This window comes from Arthrobacter sp. 01T425 (assembly GCF_056398725.1).
Map to the genome: position 1 here is coordinate 156,214 of NZ_JBFTPY010000003.1, position 25,188 is coordinate 181,401.

Below are 25,188 nucleotides of genomic sequence, written 5' to 3' on the forward strand. Positions count from 1 at the left end.
TTCAGCGTCGGCCCCTACACGGAGCGGGACGCGCCGCCATCCACTCGGATGTTCTGGCCTGTGATGTAGCTGGCTTCCTCGCTGGCGAGAAACCTGATGACGCGGGCCACCTCTTGGGTGCTGGCAGCCCTGCGCAAAGGTATTCGAGTGGTCCATTCCCCCGGCACAGTGCCCGGATCCTCTTTCGTGAAGCCCGGAAGAACGTTGTTCATTCGGATTCCGGATGGCCCGTACTCGTCGGAGTACAACTTGGTGAAGGTACCCAGGGCCGCACGGAACGTGCCTGACACCGGATAGTCGGGGTTGGGCTCATAGGGGGAACTCGTGGAGACGTTGACAATCGCTCCGCCGCCTGTCGCAACCAGATGGGGTGTGACCATCCGAGCCATGCGGATGACGCTGAGCAGGTACATCTCGTAGCCTTCCGCCCACTCCTCATCGCTAATGTCCAGCACAGGCTTTTTGGCTGCGTGTCCGGAACTATTAACCACGACGTCGATGCGTCCGAACGTGGTCAGCGCCAGGTCCGTGACTGCCTCCAGGTCCCCAATGGACCGGTTGGAGCCCTTGGTTCCGACGCCGCCCAGGCTGCGGGCCAATTCCATCGCGCTGCCGGACGGTGAAAGTGCGGCAATACGAAATCCGTCGTCCGCCAGCGCGCGAACAGCGGCGGCAGCAATGCCGCGTCCACCTCCAATCACCAGTGCCACGGGATCGGAACCGCTCATGGTTGATCCGCCGCAGCCCCAAGCTCGGCGTAGTGCTGGACGAGCTTCTCCATGGCCAGTGCAGAGAGCTCTGCCGCCTCTGCAAAGTCGACCTTGTCCCCCGCTGATGCCGATATGTAAAAACCATCTGTTAGGGCGCGGCCAAGCATGACCACTTTGCGCGCGAGGTCGGGTTTCACGTTCAAGGCTGCGGCGGGGAGACCCGGCGTGACAGCCTCGACCATGAGTTCGTACATCTCCTCGCGCACTTCCAGGTACTTCTGGCGTGCAGCGTTCCCCGCCAGCCGCTTCTCCAATGCAAAGAGCAGGCCAATGATCCAGAATGCTTCCTGTGCGTTCTCCGGATCGGCTGAATTGGCCGCAGATCCGGCGATACTCGTGCGGAGGATGGCCCTGTTTTCCGGTCCCCGGTGACGCGTCTTCCAGTTTTCGAAGCAGTAGTCGATCAGCGCGGCGAACAAGCCTTCCTTGTTTTCGAAGTGCCAGTACACCGAGCCGATGGGAAGGCCGGCCACGCGGGCCACCTCCGCCATCGTCGTACCCTCGTAGCCCACCTTGACCGCGAGCTGGAGCACGGCCTCAAGAATGGCGCGTTCGTTTTCAGGGGTGGACTGGTGGACCCGGCGACGTTTGCCCGTCTCCGGTTTGACAGCTCCAGTAGTGCCGACGTCAGCGCTTGCCTTGGGGCTCATGCGCGCAACTCCCCGCGGGCTGCCGTCCGTTCGCCACCCGGGTTGGTCTTGGCGAACTGGACTTCCTCGTAGACCTGATGGCGCAGTTCGCCGAAGCGGTGAAGCGATCTGGTGTCAGCTTGGCTGCGGACGTCCGGAAGGTCGATGTGGATGTCGGCCTGGATAATGGTCGGCGAGCTGGACAGTACGAGAACGCGTTCCGCGAGGTAAACGGACTCGTCGATGTCGTGGGTCACGAAGAGGATGGTCATGTCCAAGCGCTTCCAGACATCCCGGACCAGGTCTTCGAGCTCTCCTCGGGTTTGCGCGTCGACTGCTGCGAAGGGCTCGTCCATGAGCAGAACGCTGGGGTTGGAGGCGACAGCACGGGCAATTGCGACGCGCTGCTGCATGCCACCCGAGAGCTGCCAGGGGTAGCTCTTGGTTGCGTGGGACAGGCTGACGGCCTCGAGAGCCTCGCTGACGCGGACCTTGCGTTCTGCCTTTGGCACGCCGGAGGTCTTCAGCGGCAGTTCGACGTTGTCTTCGACGCTCAGCCAAGGGAACAGGCTGCGGCTGTACTCCTGGAAGACCACTGCCATGCCCTCGGCGGGGCCGGCAACGCGCCGGCCGTCGAGCACCACGTCGCCGGAGGTGGGCTCGAGGAGGCCAGCGATGCATTTCAGCAGCGTTGTTTTCCCCGAGCCGGACGGCCCCACGAGGCAGGCGAACTCGCCAGCATGCAGATCGAAAGTGAGGGACCGTACGGCCTCTACTTCGTTGCGCGAGCCTACGCCGTAGACCTTGCGCACCTGCTGGACACTGAGTCGGACTTCCGACTTGTTAGCCGTCATTCGAGGCCTCCTTAAGACCGTAGTACCATCCCAAAACACGCTTCTGGATCGCCTGGAATACAACCGAAAGCAGCACTCCTATGATCCCCAGGAGGAATATGCCGCTCCACATTTCCGGGATCGCGACGCGGTTTTGGAAGTTAATAATCGAATAGCCAATGCCGTCGGTCGAAGCGAACATCTCCGAGACGACCAAGAGGATGAGGCCGACAGCGAGACTGTGGCGGACGCCGGCCATGATGAGCGGCGAGGCCCCCGGCAGCACGAGGTAGCGGATGCGGTCGAATCCACGGAGGCCGTAGACGCGGGCGGTATTGGTCAGGACTTCATCAAGGGACCGCACGCCTTCCACAGTATTGAGCAGGATGGGCCAGAGACAGCCGAGGACGATGACGGTGACCTTCATCGTGTCATTGATACCGATCAGCAGTAGCAGAACCGGAATGAGGATCGTTGAGGGTACCGCCCGGATGAATTCGAGCAGGGGCTCGAGAAGCCAGCGCAAGTTCCGTGAGAGCCCAATCGCAACCCCGAGGACCACCCCGAGGACTATGGAGATCACGAGGCTGATGGAAAGTCGCCCCAGGCTGGGGAGAACGTCCGTGAAGAACTTTTCGCTGAACCAGACCTTGGCAAAAGTGCTGGCCAGCTTGTCCGGTTTGGGTACGAAGAAGTTCACTCCCTGGGCTGTGGCCGCCCACCAGATGGCGATGAGGACGGCCGGCAGGCCGAACCACATACCTAGGCGTCTGAGGGCGATCATACCGCCACCTCCGAACGGACTGAGCTGTGCCAGAAGAGCACTTTGCGCTCAATGAAGCGGAATATCACGTTTACCAGGATGCCCAGCAGACCGGCTGTGAGGATTAGGGCGATCATGGCTGGCGGGTTGTCGTTGAGCTGGGCCTGCGCGACTGACCGGCCGATCCCCGGCGTGCCGACGATGAGCTCTGAGCTGATCGCGAGGATCAGTGCGACTGTGGCCGCGATCCGAATGCCGGTCATCAGGTATGGCAAAAGCGTTGGTAGTACGAGGTGGCGGACCCGCTGCAGCCATGTCATCCGCATGGTGTGAACCGTGTCATTTGCCACCTTGTCGATATCGGTGATGCCGTACAGGACCTGGATCATGACGATCCAAAAGCAACCGTAAACGACGATCATGAGCTCGGCGCCGATCCTCGGTCCGAACAGCAGTGCAGCCAATGGGATCAGTCCCACGGCCGGGATGGGGCGGAGGAACTCGATGGTAGTGTGCGTCGCAGACCGCAGGAAGTTGCTGGATCCGATGAGCAGGCCAACGGCGACACCACCGAGGGTGGCGATGCCGAGCCCCAGGAACCACGCCCACATCGTCTGCCCCATGGTCAGCCAGAATTGGGTGAAGGTCAGGTTGGTGAAGAATGTTGGAAGCACCACCGACGGTGGTGGCAGGTGGTGCTGACTGACCGGGCCAAAGGCTGAGTAGAGTTCCCAGATGATGAGTGCGGCGAGGATGCCGGTGACACCCAGGACGTAGGGCCCGACAGCAGTCCACCGGGCAGCACGACGCACTCTGTGCTCCCGCGTAGGCAGGGTGCTCACAGCCACGCTGCTCAGGGTTGGAGTTTGCGTTTCCACGGTTTGTTCTGCTCTCAGTTGTTGCGATCAATGGGCGGTCGGGGCCGACGAACGGCCCCGACAACGGGGTTACGGCTTCCAGATCACCTTGTCAACGTCTGGCTTGGTGCTCACGATGCCGTACTTGACAAGCAAATCCGCGAACAACTGGATGGTCTCGTTCGAGACATCCGCGTTGTACAGGGAGAGCTGTGCTTTCGCTGCGGCGGCCGGATCGGTGCCGAGCGCAGCAGGCATTGCCGCGCGGATCAGGTCATTGTTCGCAGTCAGGAACGGCAGAGCTTCCTTCATGGCTGCATGGAACCGCTTGACCAGGTCAGTGTTGCCGTCCACGACCTTTCCACTGGAGATCGTTACGAGTTCATTCTCGCCCAGGCCTGTGTCATGGATGAAGTCGCTGACCACCCGGCCGCCCTTGGCCACTACCTGCTGCATGAAGGGCGAACCCGCCATCCCTGCATCAATCTGGCCGGCTTCGATCTGGGCTGCAACCTCGGGGAATGACAACTGGACGAACGTCACCTTCTTCGGGTCCCCACCATCCTTGGCGACGGCTTCACGGATGCCGATTTCTCCAATGCTGCCCAGTGCGTTGACCGAGACCTTCTTGCCTTCGAGATCACGGGCGCTCTTGATACCCGAGGAGGCGCCAACAACCACGGCGGTTGAGTCTTCCACGATCTTGGGATCGTTCTGGGTAACACCGTCAACGATGCGGACATCGAGGCCCTGCGTGGTTGCCGTCAGTGCTGTGACCGGGCTGGCCAGCATGAAGTCGAGCTCCCCGGTCGCGAGTGCGGGCAACTGTGCCGCGCTGCTGCCCGCGCCCACGACCAATTTGAGGTCGATGCCCTGCTTTTTGAAGTAGCCCTTGTCGATGGCAACCTGGAGCGCTGCAACGGTGTTGGACGGAAACATTCCGTAGTTGACTTTGGTGAGCCCGGCGGAGCCACTCGCGGCCGCCGTGGAGGCGCTGCCGTCCACAGACCCGGCCGCACAGCCGCTGAGTGTCAGGGCAAGTGCCATGGCGCCAACGGCCGCGGCGCGGCTTGTCTTGATGTTCATAAAATTCGCTCTCCCTTGAGTGAATGCTGCGCGGGCCTTCCCGCCTACCGCCTGGACCGACGAGTTGCAGCAACAGTATTTCTTGATTAAATTTTTGTCAACGAATTATGCATTCTTATGCCTATTATGCGTTTTGAAAGGCCAATGCGACGTCGGCCACGCTGAATACTTTCTTGAGAACGTCGTTCAGTTCCTGGGCGATGCACTCGGCGGCCACCACGTGATCGGGCCGCACAACGATCGCCGAGAAGGGCCTCTCGTCGAACCAGGCCTTCAACACGCCGCTTTCGTCGCCAACCACCCGAACCCCCGGCGCTGCCGCAGCCTTCGCCCACGTCAGCTGCGTGGCCGGCACGGCGTGCACAAGGGTTCCGCCGAGACCTGCCAGTGTCTGCGCCTCAGCCTCGCTGACGAACGCCCGTGGATCGTTGTTCCATACGATGACCCGCCATCCCTGGCCGGTGGCGTCGTCCAGCAGGACCGAACGGCCTTCCTCGTTCCGGACCGTGGGCTGCGGGAACAACGTGCCCACTGCGCGCGGGGCATCCCCCCGATCAGGCAACGCCTTCCACGTGGGGAGCTCGGACGGAACCACAACGCCGTGCTCGTACTTGGGCATCGGTTTGTAGCCCTGGCTGTTGAGCCGGGCACGGGCCTTCGGCATCTTGTCTACTACGGCCGCTGCCATGTCGCGGACCGCCGTGCGCAGTCTGTTGTGGTCGGTGACGAGGTTCGCCATATTCAACGACAACGCCACCATGGCCTTGACGTGTTCACGCCGTTCACCTTCATAGGAATCGAGCAGCTTGTCGCTGGCCTTCCCTTGAACCACTGCAGCGAGTTTCCACCCAAGGTTCAGCGCGTCCCGGATGCCGGAGTTCCAGCCTTGGCCAGCAACCACCGGCATGACGTGGGCAGCATCGCCGGCCAGCAGGAATCGTCCTACGCGGAACTTCTCGGCTACACGGGCGTGGTGGGCGTAAACCCGACGGCGGATGATGTTCAGGCCAGCGGGATCGGGCACATGGGGGGCAAGGAGGTCGAAGACGAACGCATCGTCTTCGGCAAGCTCTTCAGATTCACCCTCGAACAGCGTGAATTCCCAGCGGCGGATTCCGTGCGGCAGGCCAAGTGTCGCGTACCCACGCTTTGGATCCCCGCCAAAGACCGCATGCGGGGTGCCGATGGGGTCGTTGGCGACGTCGATGACCAGTCCGCGGGTCGACCGCGTTTCTCCTTCGAATGCCAGCCCAAGGTGCTGCCGGGTCAAGGACCTGCCGCCGTCGCAGCCGACGACGTACCTGCCGGTGATCTGCTCTTCGCCCGACGCGGTACTGACGGTGGCCGTCACGCCGTCGGAATCTGAGGCAAAGGCGCTCACTTGGCTGCCGAAGCGCACCTCGACGTGCGGGTACCGGGCGAGACCTTCCAGGAGTGCTTTGTCGACAAGGGGCTGGATGAAGCCGTTTCTGCGGGGCCAGCCAAACTCGCGGGTGGTGGGATTGATCTCCGCAAGGATTTTGCGGTCGCCGTTGACGATCCGGATCTTCTGATCCGGGACGGTGTGCGGAAGCACCTTCTCCACCAGTCCGATGGTCTGCATGGTCCGCAGCGCCTCGTCATCGATGCCCACTGCACGGGGGTAGTCGATGAGTTCGTCACGGCCTTCCAGGACCACCGTGCTCACGCCGAACTGTCCAAGGAGGTTGGCGAGGGTCAATCCGACCGGGCCCGCTCCGATGATAATAACGTCTTTGCGGTCGCTCATTTTGTACCCCTCAGGGTCTTGATGGAGTCCTGAGCCGCGCGGCTCAGGAAGATAAGGTCTATGCCGAGGCCGACGTAGTCGACGAGCTCCCGGTCAAAGAGGTCAGCGGCGTAGGCGCTCGATCCTGAGTAGATGCCCAGCGTGACACCGTGCGCCCTGGTCAACGTGGACAGGTGCACGATGGCGTCGCGCACGGGACCGTCCTCCCAGTCCCCCCTCCCCGGGAGTCCGTAGGAGACTGCCAGATCCGCGGGACCGATGTAGATCGAGTCGAGGCCGGGGGTGGTGATGATACTTTCTGCGTGTTCGACGCCGGCAACCGTTTCGATCTGGGCGATCGTGGACACGGCAAGGTTTCCCGCCTCGGTGTAGGGCTGGCCCGGGTACAGGGTGGGGCGGCTGGGGCCGAGGCTCCGGTTCCCCACCCCGGGATACTTGGTCGCTTCCACGAGCATGCCCGCTTGTTCCCCGGACTCGATGGTCGGTGCGATGATCCCGCGTGCACCGCTGTCGAGCAGCCGCAGGATGGGGGCCGGATCCAGACCTCCCACCCGGGCATAGGTGTACGCCGAATCCCGGGGCGCAGCGCGCAACATTGTGCACGCCGCTTCCAGCCCGACCTCGCCGTGTTGGAGGTCCACGACGACGCCGTCGTAGCCTGCAGCCAGAGCCCACTCCGTCACCGACAGGGACGCGAGCGCCTGGTGCAAAAGCGCCGGCGGTTGCCCGCCGCGGCTGTCCCACTTCATTCGGCTGTGCTTTCTGCGAGCCGCTTCGCATGGGCGGCGGCGTTCAGCCCGCCGAAGATGGGCGCGATCTCGCGCCGTGCGATCTTCCAGTCGCCGTCAACTTGCCGGTAGACCTCGCGGAATTCGCCTACGCTGGCGGGCATTAACGGGTTCTCCGAGGAATCCCGGAACGTCATGTACTGCGTCCAGCCGTGGAGTTCTTCACCCACCCATGCCAGCCGAATGCCACCAATGATGTGTCGTCCAACGACGCCGGTAATCTTCGCGCGGCGTTGGCCCCAGGCTTTGATGGCGTCCCGGCCATCCATGGTCCCGAGCGGTCCGGTGGTGACTGCGTCCTCCGTGTACAGCTCCCACGTGGTGTCAGCCTTGCCGTGGTCCAGCCGCCATAGCAGTTCCGAGATGAGCTGCTCGATGGCCACACGCGTTTCCATGGTGATCTCACGCATCGACGGCCTCCGTCAGAAGGGCGACGACGCTTCCCAGGCCGTGTGAATATTTGGCGGTGTACGTCACGTTGGGATCCCAGTCAACGATCAGTCCAATGGACCCGGAAAGCAGGATCTCGCCCGCCCGGAGGGGCTTGCCGATCCTCAGGGAGGTTTCGGCCAGCCACTGGATCGCGTAGATGGGGTCGCCCATGACGTTCGCGCCGATGCCGCGCGTCAGTTCTTCTTCTCCCCGGTGCAGGACCATTTCGACCTGCTTGAGGTCGATTTCGCCATAGGGGATGCGAACCGGTCCGGTGACAATACCCTCGCAGGCTGCGTTGTCGGCGATCGTGTCCACGATGCCCATCTTGTAGCTGAAGTAGCGGTTATCCACCAGCTCCATTGCCGGCGTGACGTAATCGATGGCGGCTTCGACTGAGGCCAAGTCCGAGTCCAGGATGTCGGACTTCAGGACGAAGGCAATTTCCGCTTCGATCTTCGGGTGGAAGTACTCCGATGCCGGCCGCTCAATCGGCGACTCAAACGTCATGTTGTCGAGGATGATCCCGTAGTCGGGCTCGTCCACCCCGGCGCGCTGCTGAACGATCGGGTTGGTCAGGCCCACCTTGCGGCCGACGCGATAGCGGCCTTCTGCGGCTTCCCGCCGCTGCGTCACGAGTTCGGAAATGCGGTAGGCCGCATCCTTGTCGTTGTCCGGCAGTCGATGGCGCACAAACTCGATAGGGGTGCGCAGTGTGCGCGCGTTGTAGAGATCTCCAGCGATCTCCGTGATGATGTCCGACATCTGTGTCAGGCCTTTCTGCGGAGGAAGTCGAGTGTCTTGTCGTTGAAGCTGGTGGGGTCCTCCCACTGCGGCCAGTGGGCGGCGTTGCGAATCAGCACGAATTCACCGTCCGGTATTGCTGCCGCCAGAGACTTGCCCGTCGCTACGCCACCAGTTGGCTCGTGGTCGGTCCACACGAGCAATGCCGGCACGGGGATGGCCGCATAATCTTCCTCGGTGACCTGGTTTCGCGCCCGGATATCAGGCACCTGGAGCGCCATGATGTGCTCCATTGACTTGATGAAGCCGGGGCGCCCATAAATGGCCCGACGGACCTCGACGAGCTCGTCGGTGATCTGTTCAGGATCGTGAATGACCACTTGCAGTCGGGCCTTGACGTTCCCGTACGTCGGCTCCTCGACAGCCCTCCGGCTCACCGGACTCACCCGGGCCATCGAGCTGTTGCTGATCATTCGACCGCCGGGTGCACTGAGGACAACGCTTCGCAGTCTCTCAGGGTGGTGCGCAGCGAACTTGATCGCTATCCAGCCGCCCAGGGACTCCCCGATGAGGTGCACCCGATCCAGTCCGAGTACGTCGAGGAGTTCGAGCAAGTGTGCCTCATAGTCCGGGATTTCCAGATCGGCGTCGGTGAGCGTCGAATAGCCGTGCCCCGGATAGTCGTATCCGATGACCCGGTACGTCTGGGCCAGTACCCGTATGTTGTGGGTCCACGCTTCGATGTGGCCGCTCGTGCCGTTGAGGAGCACCAGTGTCTGCTCCCCCGCGCCGACGGACAGGACGCGGGTGTTCCACTCCCCCACCTGCACGTATTCAAGGGTGTGGGGCAGATCCGCGATCTGTTCCCACATTGTCTTCTGGCTCATACTGCGTTGGGGATGGCCGCTGTGATGCCGAACCCGGCGCCCCAGGTCCGGACGGGCCAGTAGCGGTCGACCACCAGGTTGTAGTCGCCCGCGGTGGATAGGGCGCTGAAGGCTGCAATCCAGGACCGCATCTCGTGGGCGGCACTGCCACCTTCGGCGATGAACTCGTCGTTATCCCAGTTGTCGACGTCGGTCAGGGAGCCCGAACGGAACACGTCGAGCAGCTTCTGGTCCCATTCAGTGTTAAGCGGTGCACTCGAGGCGCGGCCATCTGCAATGGCCTGGATGCCCTCAATGATCTTGCCCTCGCGGGCAGCCCGGTCCGCCTTCGACGGCGAATAGGAAACGAGGCGCTGCTGAATCGGCTCAGGCGAACCGTCGTACACCGGGATCGGGGGGTTATGCGACAAGCCGCCCGAGGCCACCAGGAGAACGCGCTTGTCCAGCTGCTGGGCCGCCCGGCCGATCGCCTCGCCCATCATCCGAATACGGGACATGGGAGTGAGGGGCTTACCAAGCGCGTTGACGAAAACAGGCACGAACGGACGGGTGAATCCCGCGCCGAAGAGGAATTCCAGCGGCTGCATCACGCCGTGATCGACCTCCAGCCGTTCCGAACGGGCGATATCGATCCCCTGCGCGATGGTCAGCGCGTGCAACTCACGTGCCACTTCGGAGGCAACGGGCAGGTGGCCCTCGAATGTCCCGTAGTCGCCGACGCCGACAGCCTGCGCGCCGATGGCGAACGGCGGCATCATCGAGTAAAGGACGCCGTTGAAGTGATCCGGGCCGAAGGTCACGGTGACATCGGGAGCGAAATCCTCTACGAACGACCGAACCTCGCCCAGGGCATCGTTGATTTCCGCGAAGATCGTCCCGCCCGGATCGACGTTTCCAAATGACGGCGCGTGTGACAACGCGGCTAGCGCAAGCGACATTGCTTTCCCTCTCAGTGACTACGGCCACACTTGACCGCTTCCCTAGAGTGTAGATTCTAGATTCGGCATTCGCAAGAGCTCGCTGGCGTTCTAGTACATCCCGGCCATAAAGCCCTCGCGTCCGGAGAGATCATCGAGGCCGACGAGGTCGTCGAGGCGGCGGCTTGCCCAATTACGAGTGGCTGGACTCTGAGCTGCTCGACCTCACCGACGGTGTGCTTTGCGGCAACTCGCTGCGAGCAGCAGGCTCCGACAACTGCGAGTTCCCGCCTTCGGCCGATAGCGATGTTATGGAAAGGTGGCGCCAATTTGGTCTGTCCTCGGGCATGCGAAATCCAACGGCTTTAGGTCAGCTTCGGGAGCGAGGAGACTGATGGCCAAAGACGCAGCCGTCGCTCAGAGCGCCGAGGAAAGCGCCCCCTAAGAAAGCGCCGGTGGCTGCGGGCACACGAGAGGCGGCGGATGTGACCTGGTCGTTGGTTTTAGATCTTTTAGGAACGTTCTTCTTCGCCGTGTCGGGCTGCCTGCTCGCCGCGCGGCGGGCCTTTGACATAGTGGGCTCGCTTTTGCTGGGGTCGCTGACCGGGCTCGGGGGCGGCGTGGTGCGGGACCTGATCATCGGAGTTACCCCGACGCCTTTCACCCAGCCGGTGTATCTGGTCCCGCCGGTGGCCGCTGCACTTCTGGTCTACTTTTTCGCACGCCGTGTCCAGCGGTTCCCGCGGACACTGCTGGTCTTTGACGCCGGCGGCCTGGCACTGTTCTGTACTACCGGAGCAGTCTCGGCCCTGGACGCGGGCATGAACCCCGTTTCCGCCGCCCTGCTTGGCGTCACCACAGGGGTCGGCGGGGGGTTGCTGCGTGACGTCGTCGCCAACCGGGACCCGCAGCTCTTCAACCCCCGGGACATCTACGCCGTCCCGGCCCTACTGGGAGCGGCCCTGATCACAGCCCTGTGGCAGCTGAGCCTGTTCAACGCCGTGACGGAACTCTGCGTCGCGGCCGCGGTCTTCACCCTGCGGGTGCTCTCCCTGCACTTCCGGTGGCGGGTTCCACACGCTGCCCGGTCCCGGCACGACGCGCGACCGGGCAAGACCTAGCAGGTCGGACCGGCCCGGCGTAGGTTGGGGGCAGGGCAGGACGCTCGAGCGGGACGAAAGGAGACCTCGTGGCCGCGACCGAACAGATATTGCAACACTACGAGTCAATCCGCCCGGAACAGGAGGACTTCTACAAGGACCTCCACCAAAACCCTGAGCTCTCACACCAGGAACACCGCACCGCCGCCAATGTGGCGCGCAGCATGAGTTCCTACGGCTTCCAAACGGAGACCGGGATCGGGGGAACAGGTGTCACTGCGGTGCTGCAAAACGGCAACGGGCCAACGGTTTTACTCCGGGCCGACATGGACGCGCTGCCCCTGCAGGAACGGACCGGCGCGGACTACGCAAGCACGATCACAGCCCAGGACCAGGGCGGGGACCGTGTGCCCGTCATGCACGCCTGCGGACACGACATCCACGTCGCATGCCTGCTGGGCGCCTCCAGACTGCTCGCCGAGCACCAGGACCAGTGGCGAGGCACACTCGTGGCCCTGTTCCAGCCCGCCGAGGAAACCGGCGACGGAGCCCGCGGCATGCTCGACGACGCTCTCCTTGATCGCATCCCCCCGCCCGACGTCGCACTCGCCCAGCACGTGCTGCCCGGAGTCTCGGGCCACGTCGCCACCCGGTCCGGCCCGGTCTTATCCAGCGCCGACAGCATCCGCATCACAGTCCACGGCCGCGGCGGCCACGGCTCAATGCCGCAGAACACTATTGATCCTGTCGTGCTAGCCGCCATGATCGTCCTTCGCCTGCAGGCAATCATTTCCCGCGAAACCCCGCCCACCGAACCTGCCGTCCTCACCGTCGGGAGCCTTCACGCCGGAACCAAGAGCAACATCATCCCCGACCAGGCGGTCATGGAACTGAACCTGCGCACCTACACCGACGCCACCCGGCAGCGGATTCTCGACTCTGTCCGACGTGCCGTCCAAGCCGAGTGCGCCGCCAGCGGCTCCCCCAAAGAACCGGACTTCGAAACCTTCGACAGTTTTCCGCTCACGGTCAACGACGAGGCAACAACCGCACGCGTGGCCGGGGCCTTCAGCACCTACTTCGGCGACCGGGCCGGCAGCCTCGAGCTCCAGACCGCCAGCGAGGACTTCAGCGATATTCCCCGGACCGGCAACATCCCCTACACCTACTGGGGCATCGGCGGAACGGACCCGCAGACCTACAGGGCTGCCGTACGGGACGGCCGGGTGCTGGAGGACGTTCCGGCCAACCACTCGCCGATGTTCCTGCCCGTCCTCCAGCCGACCCTGCAGACCGGAACCGAAGCCCTCGTCACCGCAGCCCTGGCCTGGCTCGGCCTGGATAATTTGCCACCGGCCAACGCGGCGGCCTCCTAAGCAAGAGAGGACGGGACAGCCGCGTCCGAGGCAGATGTTGCGTATGCGAAGCGTTCAAGCGGCCGGGACACCTACCAGTTAGCCCGCGATCTCCGCGGAAAGACATCAAGCTGGCGCAAGTTGCCGGCTAACCCTCAGTTGGCAGATTCACCACCAGCGTCAGCAAGCGCCGCCGAAGTCACAAACAGAAGATCGGCGCAACCACACAGGGCAGTTTCAAGAAGGATTCGCTGTTCCACGGCGTCGACAAACTCGCGCTTCTCCTGGATGAATTCGGACGGGTCTACCCCGGAATCCTCGCGCCGCTGTGTGACTGCGTGCTCGACAACCACAACGCCAAGCAGTTTGACCCGGCAGATCTTCAGGCATACTGCGAAGCAGCCCCCTGCGTGGTGGTCCTGCTGGGCACGGCGACCACAACGCCCTCGTAGCCACAGACAGACTTATCAGATGCGGATTGCCAACCTAGTCCGTCACGAGTCTGGCGAGGGAACGAACGGGTCTGCCCCGGCTTTTGTTGACTCGGGGTCTTAGGCCGCTAAGAGCGCGGTCTGGTTGGTTGTTTCATATTCGATCGGCGTGAGTTTTCCCAGCCGTCTTTGCCGTCGCCGGCGGTGGTACGTCCTTTCGATCCAGGTGGTGATCGCCAGGCGGAGCTCCTGGCGTGTGAGCCATCTCTGGCGGTCCAGGATGTTTTTCTGCAGCAGCGAGAAGAAGGATTCCATCGCGGCGTTGTCCGCGCACGCGCCCACCCGGCCCATCGACCCTGCGAGCCCGTGGTGCCGGAGCGATTCGACGAAGCGGCGAGACCGGAACTGGGAGCCGCGGTCCGAGTGCACCACTGTTCCGGCCGGGCGGCGTGAGCGCACCGCGTTCTCCAGTGCGGCCACCGCCAGCGAGGATTTCATCCGGAAGTCCATCGAGTAGCCGACGATCCTTCCGGAATAGACGTCCTTCACCGCGCAGAGGTAGAGCTTCCCCTCGGCGGTGGGGTGTTCGGTGATGTCGGTCAGCCACAGTTCGTTCGGCGCCTCGGCGGTGAAGTCCCGCTCCACCAGGTCGTCGTGGACCGGTGGTCCCGGCTTCCGATTCAGGCCACGCTTCTTGGAGAAGACGGACCAGATGCCGTGGTCCCGGCACAAGCGCTGGACCCTGTTCTCGCCGGCCATGATGCCCTTCTCGGGGAGTTCGTCGGCGATGAAACGGTATCCGAAGGCGGGATCGTCGTCGTGGATGTCCCGAGCGGCGTTGACCAGGTGCGCATCCGCCCAGTCCCGTTCCGTCACCGGGCTGGCCCTCCACCGGTAATAGCCTTGCTTGCTGAACTTCAACACCCTGCAGGTCACCGGCACAGGGACTCCCTCGGCGGCAAGATCCGTGACCAGCGGGTAGATCATTTTGGGTTGATGTCCCTCGCCAAATAGGCAGCAGCCCGGCGCAGAATCTCATTCTCCTGCTCCAACAAGCGGTTCCGCTTCTTCAGCTCCCGCATCTCGGCCGACTCCGCCGCAGCCGGGCCGGCCCCGGTTTCCTTGCGCTCGGCGATGGCGATCCAGCGCGTCAGCGTGGTGATCGAGAGCCCGAAATCCTTCGCAATCTGCGCCAGCGGCGCCTCGCCCTTGCGGGCCACATCAATAACATCCTGGCGGAACTCCGCCCCATAAGCCGTCGGCATGGTCAACATCCTTCCACGAGCACCAGCTCGTTAGGTCAAGGAGTCAACAAAACCGGGGGCAGACCCAAGGGAATCCGTATTGAAGGCGTTAGGGCGACCAAATCCCTAAGAGTGGATGCCCCGGATCACTTGTCAGGGCAGTAGATCAAAATACGCCGCATCTGAATTCCAAGCTATGGAGTGCATTAGCGCGATGTCGACACTAGAGCCTGTGACCGCTCGCTGTCGAGGTGCTCGCAGACAACGGCGGTGTCCCCCCGCAGGGTCGCGTTGTGACGGGTGTTCGCTGCTCTTGTGACAGGGAAACACGACGGCCGGTCAGCACTCAACGAACTTTCCCGCTTGGCTCGCGTCGTTCGACAGCCACTTTCCGTAAGCACCGGCCGCGGTGATGGCCGCACAAACCGTCGCGCTGTTGCCGCCCGCGGGCTTGTACACCGCGTAGATGTATTTTCCCCCGCTATTGGCAGCGGATGGTCCGGCGAACGAACCGCACGAAAGGTCGGTCCGCAGGTACGACGCCCCGGGATGCTGCTGGAGGAGCCCTGAAACTTCCGCCTCATACCGGTCCGGGTCATAGCTCGTGCCCAGGACGACGATTCCGCTGCCATCGCAATCGGGGTAGGAAATGGACTGGCTAAGTCCGAGGTCTCCGGGAAGGGTCAATGCCGGGTCCCCGGCCGGCCACCAATAGATGATGGGCTCGGCTGTGCGTTTGCCTGCGCCGTCTGTGACGGAGTACTCCGCGCTGGTCAACTCATAACTGGCACTTGAGGCATTTCGGGCTATGTAACCTGACGCAGTTGCCGACGCCGCCAGCTCGATGGTGCCGCCGGACTGTTTATTGAGGCCGAAGTAGACCAGCGCTCCGTTTACGCTGCAAATCGCGCCCCGAAACGTCACCGCCGCCCCCACCTGAACCAGCGTCCCCTGGCCTCGGCAGTAGGCCTTGTCGGCGCTGGAACGGCTTTCAGTTGACGCGGGTTGCCCTCCGGCTGCTGGCGCGGAGCCGCTCATGGTCGATGCCGAAGATGAACTGTGCGGCCTCGCGCCATGCGAATTCGGAGGAAACCCCCAAGCGACACACAATGCCCCCACTGAGCCGGCCACGGCCAGGAACGCCGCGGTTCGCCGCCAGAAGGCAGACGAGGCGGACGGAGGTGTCTGAGGTCTTGCCGACGGCCCGTCGAGATAGGAACTCAATTGGATACCTGCTTTCCGAACGGAGTTGTTTTAGACACACGCCCACGAACCGCTCGTAATATCGCAAAGACTCCGAGGAAAGTCATGATCAGCACGATTGTGGGGCCGGTCGCTTGTATAAAGCCCTCCGCTCCCGGAACTTTGGACGACAGGCCCAGGAGTGCGATGGTGCCGAGGGTCATTGCCGAGGCAGCCGCAATCTCAAGCAGCTGTTGGTGACGGGAAGACAAGTAGCCAAAGAATATTGCTCCGGCCAGGCTGAGAAGAAATATCCAAACGTTGCCTCGACGAGACGATTCGAGGGCTCCAGCGGTATAGATCAGGAGCTCGGCCCATGCGAACAGGAGGAGCCCCAGCTTCCACTCAATTCGGCCCGCTGATACGAATCCGACGATGGCGCCGAAAACGGCGAAGGACCAAACGAGGGCCAGCAGCGCCCAACGCATCCACAGTTCGCTCGGCTCGGCGTCGGGAGGAAAAAGGTACTTGGCCGCTGCGCCGATCGCCCCTAGAATGCCCAGCACCGAATACAGGAAGTGAACGGGAAGCCGGACCATCTTTAGCACCGTCTTGGGCGTCATGGCACACACCGCGGCCAGGAGGGCCATCAGCCCCCCGGCCATCATTGATTCGGCTGTCCCCGTGCCGAGGGGCAGCGTGGCCAGACAGAACGTTGCCAAAAGACCTGTAACGAATTCCGGACTTTTGGGCTCTCCGGCAACCGTCTTGAGGAAGTGCCGGGACGGGCCTGTCTTGTTCCTGCTGCCGCGAAGAATGATGGTGTAAATTCCGGACATTGCCAGCATCACGATGACAGCTGCGCCTAGTCCCATCATCCGGCCACAACCTCCACCACGGCCACCGTCACGTTGTCAGACCCGCCGGCATCGAGAGCCAACTGGATGAGCTTCGCCGCGGCCCGCTCGGTGCTGAACGGGTCCGCGAACGTCGACAGCACCGTAACGGTTTCGGCGATGACCTCTTCGGGCACCAGATCCGTGAGCCCGTCCGAACACAGGACGTACCTGTCGCCCAGCCTCGGAACAAACTCGAAGACGTGGGGATCCGGGTCAGATCCGCCGCCCAGGGCCTGGGTGAGGGTGCTGCCGTGTTCGGTCCGCCGGTCGTCCGTAGTCAGGCGGCCAAGCATTCCTTCGGTCACGCGATACGCCCGTGAATCACCAACGTTGTACGCAGTCGCGGTTCGCTCAGGCGAGAATTCGATGCCGACAGCCGTTGTGCCCATGCCCTGCAAATACGGCGACGCGTCCGCAGCTTTATCGAGGCGCCGGCCCGCTTCCCTTATCCGCCAGATAAGGCCGGGCCGGTCCCCGGCACTGGTGACGCGGTCGCCGTCGTGGTCAGAGAGATATTCGGCAGTTAGACGACTTGCGGTCGCCCCGCCCTGGTGTCCGCCGAGTCCGTCGCAAACTGTCAGGCCAAGGTAACTTTTGCCGAGCGGCATGGACAGCGTCAACGTTTTCGGCTGGTGGCCCTGCACGGCCCAGCCGACAATGCCGACAGCATCCTCGTTACGGCTGCGGACCAGCCCCGCGTGTGTCGCGACAGAGATCAGGATCTTCACGGGCTGGCTACTTCCTTAGGCACAGGCAGTCGCCTTGCTTCGGAGTCGAGGCTGTATTTTTCTCCGCTGACTAGGCATCCGGCAGCGTGCCCGGCAGCAATCCACAGCGGAAAGGCGAGCCAGTCGCCGATGTCCAGGAAGACTGTGAATCCGGAGCCGAAAGCGGAGTCCAGCCCAAGCCAGAAGAATGCCCCGAGGACAAATCCGACGACAGTCAGGAACTTTCCCCACGTGGGCTTGCCGAAGATCGCCCTGGCCGCCGTGCAAATCATCACGGTGGCCAGCAATGCCACGACGGGCTGCAAGAAAAAGCCGGCCGGAACAGACCCTGCCCCGGTGGAGAAAAAGTCGCCGAGGCCTCCTTGGGCGGCCTGCACGTTTGAATGTCCAGTAAGCTCCAGGATGGAAGATCCGACGAGGTAGGCAATCCAGAAGGGGATGCACAGCCCCAACCTCCCTGGTATTGCCTTGAGCTCCTTGCTGGATATGGCTTTGCTCTGTGCCACATACCGTTGCTGTGCTGCGTTGTAGGTAGAGAGCGCAGCTTCTCGTCGGGTCCTGTCCTGCGCCTGCTGCTCACGCAGCGCTCGCTGATTAGCTGTACGCGCCGCAGTCGCTTCGTCCTTTGCACGTGGCGCGAAGCTGAGGGCAAACACAAATCGGTTCAATGCCGGAATCGACGCGTCGTCCCACACGTTCCTGAACCAGTCGAGTTCAAGTCCGCCGGTGTCGGCCACCGTTGCTGCCTCATTTTCCAGCGAACCCGGATTGTCGGCTGAAAGCGAGGCCAGAAGTGAAAACCGTCGAAGGTACTCCTCCTCTGACTCACTTACCGTCGGCGGCGCCAGCCGAAGCACCTCCGAATGAACCTGAACCCAGCGGTCCTGAAGCAAGATCAGGGCGTCCTGTTGGGGTCCAGAAGCCAAACGCGAGACAACCCGGCCGGCCAACAGGTCCAGCATCGCAGACGCGGCCTCGGGAGACTCATCCAACGCGAGCGCGGCCAGACCGGCGGCGGATCCGACGTCGAACCCGCCGAAGACTGACGGTCCGGTGGGATCAAGATGGGCCGCCAGCAGGGCGACAGCCAGTTTTGCCCTGCCTTGCCGCGCCGCCTCGCGAATCGGCGTCACATTCGCCCTGCCCGTCGCTTCGATGACCCAGTCCAGGACGGCGGGCATCTCGGCCCCCGCTCCAATGCGGGTTGCTGCCTCGCGCCATTCGGTGCGGAGGGCAGCGGCAAACGACTGGGGATCCCTGAAGACCGTTTTTCCCAGGGAGACCGGGCATGGCCGCAGGGGCACAGTAGTGGGCATCGGAGGCGCCGCCAAAGAGACGTCCTCCGCGACCGCCGGCGTCTCCCCGCCATGCCAGGCACGGACTTCAGCTGCTCCCCACCTGCCGTTCGGGTCCCTGGTCAACAACCCGCGCAGCAGAAGCCGGAGGCGTTCATCATCAACGTCCTCGAGGGGAACATTGCGCCGAGCCAGCTCGGATCGAATAGCTGCGTCGGCCATCCACCGGCCATCCTCCAGCTGAAAGACGTTGCTGCCGCGGATCAGATCCAGGAGAGTCATCCCGAGGCTCCACCAGTCGGTCTTCGCCGTGATCTGATCAGTATCCCCGGGACCTAGATAGGCGGCAGTCCCCTTCTGACCAACGTTCGTTACATGGGATCGGCCTTCCAGGGCCACCGTAACGCCGAAGTCCGCCAGGACTACATCCAGCGGACGCTCCGATCGGACCAACACGTTGGACGGCTTTAAGTCCGCGTGAACGTAGGGGTGCATCCGGTCCAGCGCCTCCACGAGCTGGGAGGCGATCTCCACTACCTGGCTCAGGGGAAGCCCCGTGCCACGTCCCTGAAGCACATCCTGCAGGCTGCCTCGTTCGCAGAACTCCATCAGCTCGAAATGGACATCACCTTCGTTCCCGCGCTCGTCGACCCGCACCACGTGCGAGGGGTCGAAGTGGCGTGCATAGTCGGGATCATCAAGGGCAAGCGCGTAGCTGGGGATCCGGTGCGAGAACACCTTGAGCGCTTTCGGCTGCCCTCCATCCAGCGACGCGCACTCCCAAACGACGGCCTCTCCGCCGAAGCCGATCCGCCGTACCAGTCTGTATCTCGTGTCCAGTTGCGGTGGCAGGACGAAGGGAAAGTATGTCCGTGGGCTGTCCTCACCAGCTGAAGCCGCGCCTTCAATGCGCGTCCGCGCGGCGCCGGCCCCGGGCTCGACGGCGGTGGCGGCGCCCACCGATCCGGTCGGGGCGGGCGGCTCCACTCTCGTCGCCGCGCCCTTCCGCCCCGAGGCATCGTCGTCGATTGGATTGAGCGTCATGGGCTGGCTTCCTTTGCTGGCTGCTGACGCTCGGCGTCATCGGCTATCAGGAGAACGGAAATAATGACGTTTGACGCGAGCCTGAGTACATCGCCCGGACAGACGTCGTGCAGTGCCTTCGGTTCGAGGCGCTGGTTGTTCACGAAGGTCCCGTTGGTGGAGTCCACGTCGCAAACCTGCAGCCGGTTCGCGCTGGCTGTCACCGTGCAGTGAAACCTTGAAATGGCGTCGAAGGTGTCAAACATGGGGCTTGAGGCAAGATCGGCGGAACGTCCCAGAACCACTGTTTGACCGTCACGGACGTCGAGCGTGCCTCGGCCCGGGACGCCCAGCTGCCAGACACCGGCAGAAGGTTCCGGCGGTTGCGCCCCCGCAGCTGCGGCTCCGGAGCCGCCCGCCACCTCCGATGCAAAGTCCGGGTCCACCAAATTGCCGGCATCATTGGGACACTGCCAATAGTCCGGTGGCCAGTGCTCTCCGCACACCGGGCACAGCAGATTCTCTGATGACCCGGCCGTCACGAAAACCACGACTTCCGGCCCAATGTCACGCCTTTTTGTTTCAAGGCTTCCTCCAGGGCCTTAAGGTCGCCCTCGAGCGGTATGCCCGTCATCCAGACGGCAGTTTCATCAACCTGCACGCCGATTTCGCGGCGCTGGGCCGCGTAAACCGTTGCCAAATCGGCGTCGGAGTATCGCTCCGCGCCCAGCGCGCTGAACACGTTCACACGCTGATTGGATGATCCCCTGAGCCCGAGGTCCGTCGGCGCCTCTTGCTCAAAGGGGTCACTGACGAGCACATCCACCAAGCCAGTCATCCAGGGAAGTTCGGCAACTAGTGCTTCCAACGGCCGGCCTGAGTACAGCAGGATGTCCAGCGGTTCCTGGCGAGAGTCCTCCCATACCCGAAGTGCCGCCAGAAGCTCACGAAGGGCCTCGGGCTGCTCGCTCGGCTCGCCACCGGAAATAGTCACTCCATCCACGTGACCGCGGATGTCTCCTAGCCAGTGGCGTATTTCGTGGACAGACATCTGGCGGTCCGGCAGCGAGGGCCAGGTATCCCGGGAGATGCAACCCGAGCAGCGCACAGTGCAGCCTTGGAACCAGATCCCGGCCCGGCGGCCGTAGCCCAGTGACGTCACTGGGAAATGGAGTCGGGATATTTCAGGCATGGACCACCCTCACTTCCCATCCGTCGTCCGTGGGTTCGATGCTCGTGACTTCCGCTGCCGACACACCCTCCGGCGCGTCGAACAGTGCGCGCGCCAGGGGATTCACCAGCAGGCTTTCCACCACCGAGGAGACGCCGCGGCCGCCGTAGTCGAGCCTGTTGCGGGCATGGGATTGCAGGCGGTCCACCACTGCGTCAGCAAAGTTGATGCGGAATCCGGTCGAGGCCAGCACCCTTCCCTTGACGTTTTCCATAAACAGCGGCACCAGTAGGTCAGCCGTTTCATCCGAGATGAAGTTGAACACCACGATGTTGTCGCCCAGTCGGTTAAGGAGCTCAGGCCTTCCGATGACCGACGTAAAGTGCTCCTCCACTCCGTTCCTGATGGAGACTTCCACCTTTTCGTAGGGCGCACCGCGTTGGACCACCGGAATGCGAGTGCCTGATTCGTCGAATTCGTAGACTCCCAGGTTGGAGGTGAAAACCAGGAGTGTCTCGGTGAAATGAACGGTCACGCCGTTGCCGTCGGTCAGCCGCCCGTCCTCCAGAATCTGCAGGAACTTGTCCAGGATTCTGGGGTGGGCCTTCTCTATCTCGTCGAAGAGGATCAGCTGAAAAGGTTGTTGCCGGATGGCGTTAGTGAGTTCCCCGCCCGCGGTGTGGCCGGTGTAGCCCACGGGTGCGCCGATCAGCCGGCTTTCGGCATGCTCGGAGGCAAATTCGCTCATGTCGAATCGGGTGAAGGCCTCGCGGCGTCCGAAAACAAGTTCAGCGAGCGCTTTGGCAAGTTCGGTCTTCCCGACGCCGGTGGGGCCTGCGAAGAACAAGACGCCTTGAGGCCTGGCTGATTCGCCTGCGCCCTGCGCGCCGGTGAGGCCCATCGCCGAGCGAATGAGAATGTCTACGGATTTTCGGACGGCGTGGGGCTGTCCCAGGACCCGTTTTCCGAGATACTCCGACCCTTCCCTTATTTTCTGGCGCAGTTCGGCGTCCTGCCAGGGGTTGTCGGGCACCCCGACCCGGTAGGTGCGCACCGCGTCGTCGATGCGATCGAACGGGATCCGCCGGTCAATGGCCAGCCTGTTGATCTCCTGCAGGGCCTTGATGTTCAGGCCGGCGGTAGCGCCTGCGAACCGCCGAGCAGCCGCTTCGCGTTCCTCCTCCGTCGCTTCCCTGCCACCGGCAAGCGATCGGACCAGCAGGGATGCGGCTTGGTATCGCTGGGACTGGGACGGTTGCGGCACTGACACCACACGGACAGTGTCCAGTCCAGCGAACCACGGCGGAAGGTCATTCTCCTTGTCAACTAGCCAAAAGACCGCGTTATACACGGCCGCGGCGTGATTCCCGTTGAGTAGTTTGGCCTCGGCGGTCTCGGCCAGCTTCTCCGCCATCGACATGATCTCGTGGAAATCTCCGCCGGCTGCGTCCCCATCCGTTGTAAGGCGCGATGCGTTTGTCACCAGCAGGGCACAGCCGGGAAACGCGCCAACAACATTACGCATGAGCTGGGGAAGCCGAGCCATGTGCGATGGGTGAGGTTCGACGTTGCCAGTCACCGATGCCGCGAGCCCGGGCCTGGTCTCATACATCACCGACGGGCCGTCCACTGAGTCAAACGCGATGATGCACGAGTATCCTGCCCGACGGAGGACCTCCGTGACCGCCTGGGTAGTGGTTGGCCAGGGCGGACGATGCCCCGGCCCTTCAGTAAGATGAACGTCCCGAAGGTTTCCAGTCAGCACGAACTGCGGGTTCGATGGCAACACAATGTCGATTTCCCGAAGCCATGCTGCCGTTGGGCCGTGGTCAAGCGGCACCTCGCTCATAGGGCCTTCACGAGCCGTGGCGTGGATTTCTTGCGTTTGGAGGCGGGTGGGCCTGCCGCCTCACGGGCAGATTTTCCGACGGCGGCCTTCCCAGCCGATACTGCCGGGGCGGGGACGATGCCCGGCGGGACGCTGCGGATGTGCCGCACGGTGACGCCGGCACCTTTCAGAAGCGGCGTCAGGGCGTCGATGGAAGCGCACAGCGCAACATCGGCTGCCATGTCCGGGCTCCCGTCCTCGGCTCCCGCGATGCGGACGGAGCGCACGGCTATTTCGTTCCCATCGACAGCAAACTGAACGCCGTGGTGTGTGCTGGACGGGCCGGACAGCACCGCGCCTCCAACGACGGTTGGTTCCAGATCAGTAACGGCGTAGCCCAGCGCAGCAAAGCTTTCCTTAACGGAGTCCTCAACATGCCGGCGGGCACGCTCGGTGTCCCGGGCAGACTTCACGTTATCCGAGCGCTCGAGGTATTCGCCGATGATTTTTTCTGCGCCGGCGACGCGCTGAACGAGCGAATGCGAAAATCCTTCCTCATCGATTCGCATCACCAGGGACTGGGCAGCAATGACGTCCGGCGGGGGCTCCCCGTCAAAATGTCCGGCTAAACCCAGGCCGTTGTGGCTTGCCGCAATCGCGCGGTCATATAGATCGTTGGCCAGGCGAACATCTCGGCGAAGCTGGCCCAGGAGGGTTTCGTGCCGGAGAGGCCGGGCCCCGATGGCCGCATTGGCGAGGACCATCAGCTCCCCCACCGGCATTTTCAGGTGTGTGAGAATATCCTCCACCCGGGCGCGCCTGGCGTCTGCGCCGACGTCCGACCGGCTGGCTTCGGAGGCAGGCTCCGCAGGCTTCTCGTCCGCTCCTTCCCCAATCCCGAAGTCAGCCAAGGCCGGCAGCCCACCGGCGAGTACGCTCAACGAGGCGCTCAGCGATTGCCGATGCTGTCCTGCCAGCGTGGCCTCCAGCTGCTCTGACAGCACCTTCACGCTCTTGCCAACGCTCACCGCCCTGGCCGCCACCGCGTCCGTGGGCGTCTCCTCGCCTACGGGCTCGGCCTCCGCGCGCAGACTGCCGGAAACGATGTGTGGAAGGTCAAGGTCATCGCATCTCGAAATCAGGCCTCGAAGCCGGGATTCTGCTGCCATGAGGTCCTCTAGGGATTTTTCCCTGCGGCGAAGACGTTCCAGCACTTCGGCGTCGACGGTGTAGGAAATGCACTTAGGTCCGCTCATCCGTATCCCCCAGTTAACAACCTTCTTGGCCCCACCCGGTGCTTTCACGGAATTGATACCGGTCCGCAACCGCACTCTGGACGAATAGCCATATCTGATCACAGAGTTGTTCCCGGGGATAGCCGTTGCAGGACATTTTTCGAATGTGTCACGCAGATAGCTCCGGCAGGACATCCGAATATTTTCATTCGGGAAATGCTTGCCAAATGGCACGCGAAGGCCGAATAATCTTCCCTGTCTTGCAACGACGGTATTGCGGATCAATTGGGAGGCACCAATGAATTGTAAGAAATGTCAGCGGCCCCTACACGACTGTAGCTCCTGCAACGGCGGCAGAAACCGCGGGTTGCTGGGGACGGCCTTGACCTGCTCAAAGTGCAACAGTTCAGGTTTGCAGTGCTCACAGCACGGTGGAGGCTGGAAGTAGGCGGGACGGGAAGTCGCCAGGCTATGCCACACGCCGTCGCATCCAGCAGAGTTTAGTGACCTTGATTATGGGGGAAATATGAAGACCAACAGTCTTGAATTCGAATCGACGCTATCGGTCCAACAGATCGGCCAGACCCTGAATAGAGCCTACTCGCGGCTGAAGGCGAACGTGGAGCCGGTGGAGGCCAGTTCTAACCCGCTAGACACCATGGGCGGATCACCCGATATAGCCGTGGTCGGCACAGCAAAGGGACTCGTCGGTGGGTCATGGGGTGTTCATGCCTACGTCAATGACGCCGGCACCCACCGCCAAATCGAACTCGTGGCGATCGGCGACTCCGGGTTCAGCCGAGCGTTCAACGGCATACGGAACACGGTCTCGCTTGGAACGAGCTCGGAAAAAATGGCTCAGATCGCGGAGGATCTCCGAGCCGCCGAGCTGGCTTGACCGCATGACCCGGGCTTGGGGCCCAAGTCGAAAGACTCGACTTTCCTCAGCATCGCTGGCAGTGGCCCTTTGTCCACGGCAGCCTCGATGAATCTGGTAATAGCCCGCATCAACCGAATGCGGGCTATTACCGCTTTCAGCAACGTCTCTCCCAGTTTCTTGCCTTGATTGGATCCGGTAATTTTTGAACGTAAAGATCTTCACCCGGCAATCCAGCAGCAGCCCCTAGTTCGCGTCAGTCCAATCAGTTTCCACGTCCACGCAGATACCTCTACCGGCAGCCAGCCGCCGATGCTGGACCCATGCTCAGCTACGAAGACATCAT

General features: G+C 62.8%; 25 protein-coding genes. 3 read left to right on the forward strand and 22 right to left on the reverse strand.

The annotated features are described in order from the left end of the window. Nucleotides 1-14 precede the first annotated feature (14 nt). The 12 genes from AC1DNG_RS05985 to AC1DNG_RS06040 form a co-directional block, all read right to left on the reverse strand. Nucleotides 15-728, reverse strand: coding sequence for an SDR family oxidoreductase (locus AC1DNG_RS05985; protein ID WP_476886897.1), 714 nt, complete (start codon nt 726-728; stop codon nt 15-17). Next, the gene (locus AC1DNG_RS05990) at nt 725-1,420 is read right to left on the reverse strand and encodes a TetR/AcrR family transcriptional regulator (protein ID WP_476886898.1); all 696 of its coding nucleotides are present in this window, start codon (nt 1,418-1,420) and stop codon (nt 725-727) included. The genes AC1DNG_RS05985 and AC1DNG_RS05990 overlap by 4 nt, the downstream gene beginning before the upstream one ends. Beyond that, nucleotides 1,417-2,253, reverse strand: coding sequence for an ABC transporter ATP-binding protein (locus tag AC1DNG_RS05995; RefSeq protein WP_476886899.1), 837 nt, complete (start codon nt 2,251-2,253; stop codon nt 1,417-1,419). The genes AC1DNG_RS05990 and AC1DNG_RS05995 overlap by 4 nt, the downstream gene beginning before the upstream one ends. Next, nucleotides 2,243-3,016 carry an ABC transporter permease gene (locus AC1DNG_RS06000; protein WP_476886900.1) on the reverse strand — a complete coding sequence of 258 codons (774 nt, stop codon included), beginning with the start codon at nt 3,014-3,016 and terminating at the stop codon, nt 2,243-2,245. Before AC1DNG_RS06000 ends, AC1DNG_RS05995 begins: the two co-directional genes overlap by 11 nt. Further along, a complete protein-coding gene (locus tag AC1DNG_RS06005) occupies nt 3,013-3,807 on the reverse strand; it encodes an ABC transporter permease (RefSeq protein WP_476886901.1) in 795 nt (264 codons plus the stop codon). Before AC1DNG_RS06005 ends, AC1DNG_RS06000 begins: the two co-directional genes overlap by 4 nt. A 135-nt stretch (nt 3,808-3,942) precedes the next feature. After that, on the reverse strand, nt 3,943-4,938 hold the full coding sequence (locus AC1DNG_RS06010) for an ABC transporter substrate-binding protein (protein ID WP_476886902.1): 996 nt from the start codon (nt 4,936-4,938) through the stop codon (nt 3,943-3,945). A 124-nt stretch (nt 4,939-5,062) separates the two neighbouring features. Further along, on the reverse strand, nt 5,063-6,706 hold the full coding sequence (locus tag AC1DNG_RS06015) for a bifunctional 3-(3-hydroxy-phenyl)propionate/3-hydroxycinnamic acid hydroxylase (protein ID WP_476886903.1): 1,644 nt from the start codon (nt 6,704-6,706) through the stop codon (nt 5,063-5,065). Continuing rightward, nucleotides 6,703-7,455 (reverse strand): HpcH/HpaI aldolase family protein, encoded by a 753-nt coding sequence (locus AC1DNG_RS06020; protein ID WP_476886904.1) that lies wholly within the window; start codon nt 7,453-7,455, stop codon nt 6,703-6,705. The genes AC1DNG_RS06015 and AC1DNG_RS06020 overlap by 4 nt, the downstream gene beginning before the upstream one ends. After that, a complete protein-coding gene (locus tag AC1DNG_RS06025; RefSeq protein WP_476886905.1) occupies nt 7,452-7,904 on the reverse strand; it encodes a nuclear transport factor 2 family protein in 453 nt (150 codons plus the stop codon). Before AC1DNG_RS06025 ends, AC1DNG_RS06020 begins: the two co-directional genes overlap by 4 nt. Further along, a complete protein-coding gene (locus tag AC1DNG_RS06030; RefSeq protein WP_476886906.1) occupies nt 7,897-8,691 on the reverse strand; it encodes a 2-keto-4-pentenoate hydratase in 795 nt (264 codons plus the stop codon). The genes AC1DNG_RS06025 and AC1DNG_RS06030 overlap by 8 nt, the downstream gene beginning before the upstream one ends. Before the next feature lie 5 nt (nt 8,692-8,696). Next, the gene (locus AC1DNG_RS06035) at nt 8,697-9,557 is read right to left on the reverse strand and encodes an alpha/beta fold hydrolase (protein ID WP_476886907.1); all 861 of its coding nucleotides are present in this window, start codon (nt 9,555-9,557) and stop codon (nt 8,697-8,699) included. Continuing rightward, entirely contained in the window at nt 9,554-10,495 is a 942-nt protein-coding gene (locus tag AC1DNG_RS06040) for a 3-carboxyethylcatechol 2,3-dioxygenase (RefSeq protein WP_476886908.1), read from the reverse strand. Before AC1DNG_RS06040 ends, AC1DNG_RS06035 begins: the two co-directional genes overlap by 4 nt. A gap of 476 nt (nt 10,496-10,971) precedes the next feature. Here AC1DNG_RS06040 and AC1DNG_RS06045 point away from each other — a divergent pair, with 476 nt between their 5' ends. Then, nucleotides 10,972-11,595 carry a trimeric intracellular cation channel family protein gene (locus AC1DNG_RS06045; protein ID WP_476858235.1) on the forward strand — a complete coding sequence of 208 codons (624 nt, stop codon included), beginning with the start codon at nt 10,972-10,974 and terminating at the stop codon, nt 11,593-11,595. A gap of 68 nt (nt 11,596-11,663) precedes the next feature. Beyond that, nucleotides 11,664-12,950, forward strand: a complete 1,287-nt coding sequence (locus AC1DNG_RS06050; RefSeq protein WP_476858236.1) for a M20 family metallopeptidase — start codon at nt 11,664-11,666, stop codon at nt 12,948-12,950. Between the two features lie 134 nt (nt 12,951-13,084). Here AC1DNG_RS06050 and AC1DNG_RS06055 read toward each other — a convergent pair whose 3' ends face one another. The 10 genes from AC1DNG_RS06055 to AC1DNG_RS06100 all read right to left on the reverse strand — a co-directional run bounded on the left by AC1DNG_RS06055 (nt 13,085) and on the right by AC1DNG_RS06100 (nt 24,250). After that, on the reverse strand, nt 13,085-13,282 hold the full coding sequence (locus AC1DNG_RS06055) for a hypothetical protein (RefSeq protein WP_476886909.1): 198 nt from the start codon (nt 13,280-13,282) through the stop codon (nt 13,085-13,087). Nucleotides 13,283-13,480: 198 nt separating this feature from the next. Further along, nucleotides 13,481-14,625 (reverse strand): IS3 family transposase gene (locus tag AC1DNG_RS06060; protein ID WP_476886910.1). Its coding sequence is split into 2 segments (ribosomal slippage): nt 13,481-14,349 and nt 14,349-14,625, totalling 1,146 coding nucleotides; the frame shifts between segments, so codons are not numbered across the junction. Nucleotides 14,626-14,943: 318 nt separating this feature from the next. Next, nucleotides 14,944-15,642 carry a hypothetical protein gene (locus AC1DNG_RS06065; RefSeq protein ID WP_476886911.1) on the reverse strand — a complete coding sequence of 233 codons (699 nt, stop codon included), beginning with the start codon at nt 15,640-15,642 and terminating at the stop codon, nt 14,944-14,946. A 182-nt stretch (nt 15,643-15,824) separates the two neighbouring features. Beyond that, nucleotides 15,825-16,637, reverse strand: coding sequence for a hypothetical protein (locus AC1DNG_RS06070; RefSeq protein WP_476886912.1), 813 nt, complete (start codon nt 16,635-16,637; stop codon nt 15,825-15,827). A gap of 23 nt (nt 16,638-16,660) precedes the next feature. Next, nucleotides 16,661-17,413 carry a PP2C family protein-serine/threonine phosphatase gene (locus AC1DNG_RS06075; RefSeq protein WP_476886913.1) on the reverse strand — a complete coding sequence of 251 codons (753 nt, stop codon included), beginning with the start codon at nt 17,411-17,413 and terminating at the stop codon, nt 16,661-16,663. Next, complete coding sequence (locus AC1DNG_RS06080) at nt 17,410-19,752, reverse strand: serine/threonine-protein kinase (protein WP_476886914.1); 2,343 nt, start codon at nt 19,750-19,752, stop codon at nt 17,410-17,412. Before AC1DNG_RS06080 ends, AC1DNG_RS06075 begins: the two co-directional genes overlap by 4 nt. After that, complete coding sequence (locus AC1DNG_RS06085) at nt 19,749-20,282, reverse strand: FHA domain-containing protein (protein WP_476886915.1); 534 nt, start codon at nt 20,280-20,282, stop codon at nt 19,749-19,751. Before AC1DNG_RS06085 ends, AC1DNG_RS06080 begins: the two co-directional genes overlap by 4 nt. Next, the gene (locus AC1DNG_RS06090) at nt 20,270-20,923 is read right to left on the reverse strand and encodes a 4Fe-4S single cluster domain-containing protein (protein WP_476886916.1); all 654 of its coding nucleotides are present in this window, start codon (nt 20,921-20,923) and stop codon (nt 20,270-20,272) included. Before AC1DNG_RS06090 ends, AC1DNG_RS06085 begins: the two co-directional genes overlap by 13 nt. Continuing rightward, nucleotides 20,916-22,751 carry an AAA family ATPase gene (locus AC1DNG_RS06095; protein WP_476886917.1) on the reverse strand — a complete coding sequence of 612 codons (1,836 nt, stop codon included), beginning with the start codon at nt 22,749-22,751 and terminating at the stop codon, nt 20,916-20,918. Before AC1DNG_RS06095 ends, AC1DNG_RS06090 begins: the two co-directional genes overlap by 8 nt. Continuing rightward, complete coding sequence (locus AC1DNG_RS06100) at nt 22,748-24,250, reverse strand: hypothetical protein (protein WP_476886918.1); 1,503 nt, start codon at nt 24,248-24,250, stop codon at nt 22,748-22,750. Before AC1DNG_RS06100 ends, AC1DNG_RS06095 begins: the two co-directional genes overlap by 4 nt. A 241-nt stretch (nt 24,251-24,491) precedes the next feature. On the opposite strand from AC1DNG_RS06100, the gene AC1DNG_RS06105 reads away from it, so the two are divergent. Continuing rightward, complete coding sequence (locus AC1DNG_RS06105) at nt 24,492-24,863, forward strand: hypothetical protein (RefSeq protein ID WP_476886919.1); 372 nt, start codon at nt 24,492-24,494, stop codon at nt 24,861-24,863. Nucleotides 24,864-25,188 lie beyond the last annotated feature (325 nt).

Coding starts and splice junctions, on each gene's coding strand:
- AC1DNG_RS05985 (WP_476886897.1), bottom strand. CDS start 728: ATGAGCGGTTCCGATCCCGTGGCACTGGTGATTGGAGGTGGACGCGGC.
- AC1DNG_RS05990 (WP_476886898.1), bottom strand. CDS start 1,420: ATGAGCCCCAAGGCAAGCGCTGACGTCGGCACTACTGGAGCTGTCAAA.
- AC1DNG_RS05995 (WP_476886899.1), bottom strand. CDS start 2,253: ATGACGGCTAACAAGTCGGAAGTCCGACTCAGTGTCCAGCAGGTGCGC.
- AC1DNG_RS06000 (WP_476886900.1), bottom strand. CDS start 3,016: ATGATCGCCCTCAGACGCCTAGGTATGTGGTTCGGCCTGCCGGCCGTC.
- AC1DNG_RS06010 (WP_476886902.1), bottom strand. CDS start 4,938: ATGAACATCAAGACAAGCCGCGCCGCGGCCGTTGGCGCCATGGCACTT.
- AC1DNG_RS06015 (WP_476886903.1), bottom strand. CDS start 6,706: ATGAGCGACCGCAAAGACGTTATTATCATCGGAGCGGGCCCGGTCGGA.
- AC1DNG_RS06020 (WP_476886904.1), bottom strand. CDS start 7,455: ATGAAGTGGGACAGCCGCGGCGGGCAACCGCCGGCGCTTTTGCACCAG.
- AC1DNG_RS06025 (WP_476886905.1), bottom strand. CDS start 7,904: ATGCGTGAGATCACCATGGAAACGCGTGTGGCCATCGAGCAGCTCATC.
- AC1DNG_RS06030 (WP_476886906.1), bottom strand. CDS start 8,691: ATGTCGGACATCATCACGGAGATCGCTGGAGATCTCTACAACGCGCGC.
- AC1DNG_RS06035 (WP_476886907.1), bottom strand. CDS start 9,557: ATGAGCCAGAAGACAATGTGGGAACAGATCGCGGATCTGCCCCACACC.
- AC1DNG_RS06040 (WP_476886908.1), bottom strand. CDS start 10,495: ATGTCGCTTGCGCTAGCCGCGTTGTCACACGCGCCGTCATTTGGAAAC.
- AC1DNG_RS06065 (WP_476886911.1), bottom strand. CDS start 15,642: ATGAGCGGCTCCGCGCCAGCAGCCGGAGGGCAACCCGCGTCAACTGAA.
- AC1DNG_RS06080 (WP_476886914.1), bottom strand. CDS start 19,752: ATGACGCTCAATCCAATCGACGACGATGCCTCGGGGCGGAAGGGCGCG.
- AC1DNG_RS06090 (WP_476886916.1), bottom strand. CDS start 20,923: ATGCCTGAAATATCCCGACTCCATTTCCCAGTGACGTCACTGGGCTAC.
- AC1DNG_RS06095 (WP_476886917.1), bottom strand. CDS start 22,751: ATGAGCGAGGTGCCGCTTGACCACGGCCCAACGGCAGCATGGCTTCGG.
- AC1DNG_RS06105 (WP_476886919.1), top strand. CDS start 24,492: ATGAAGACCAACAGTCTTGAATTCGAATCGACGCTATCGGTCCAACAG.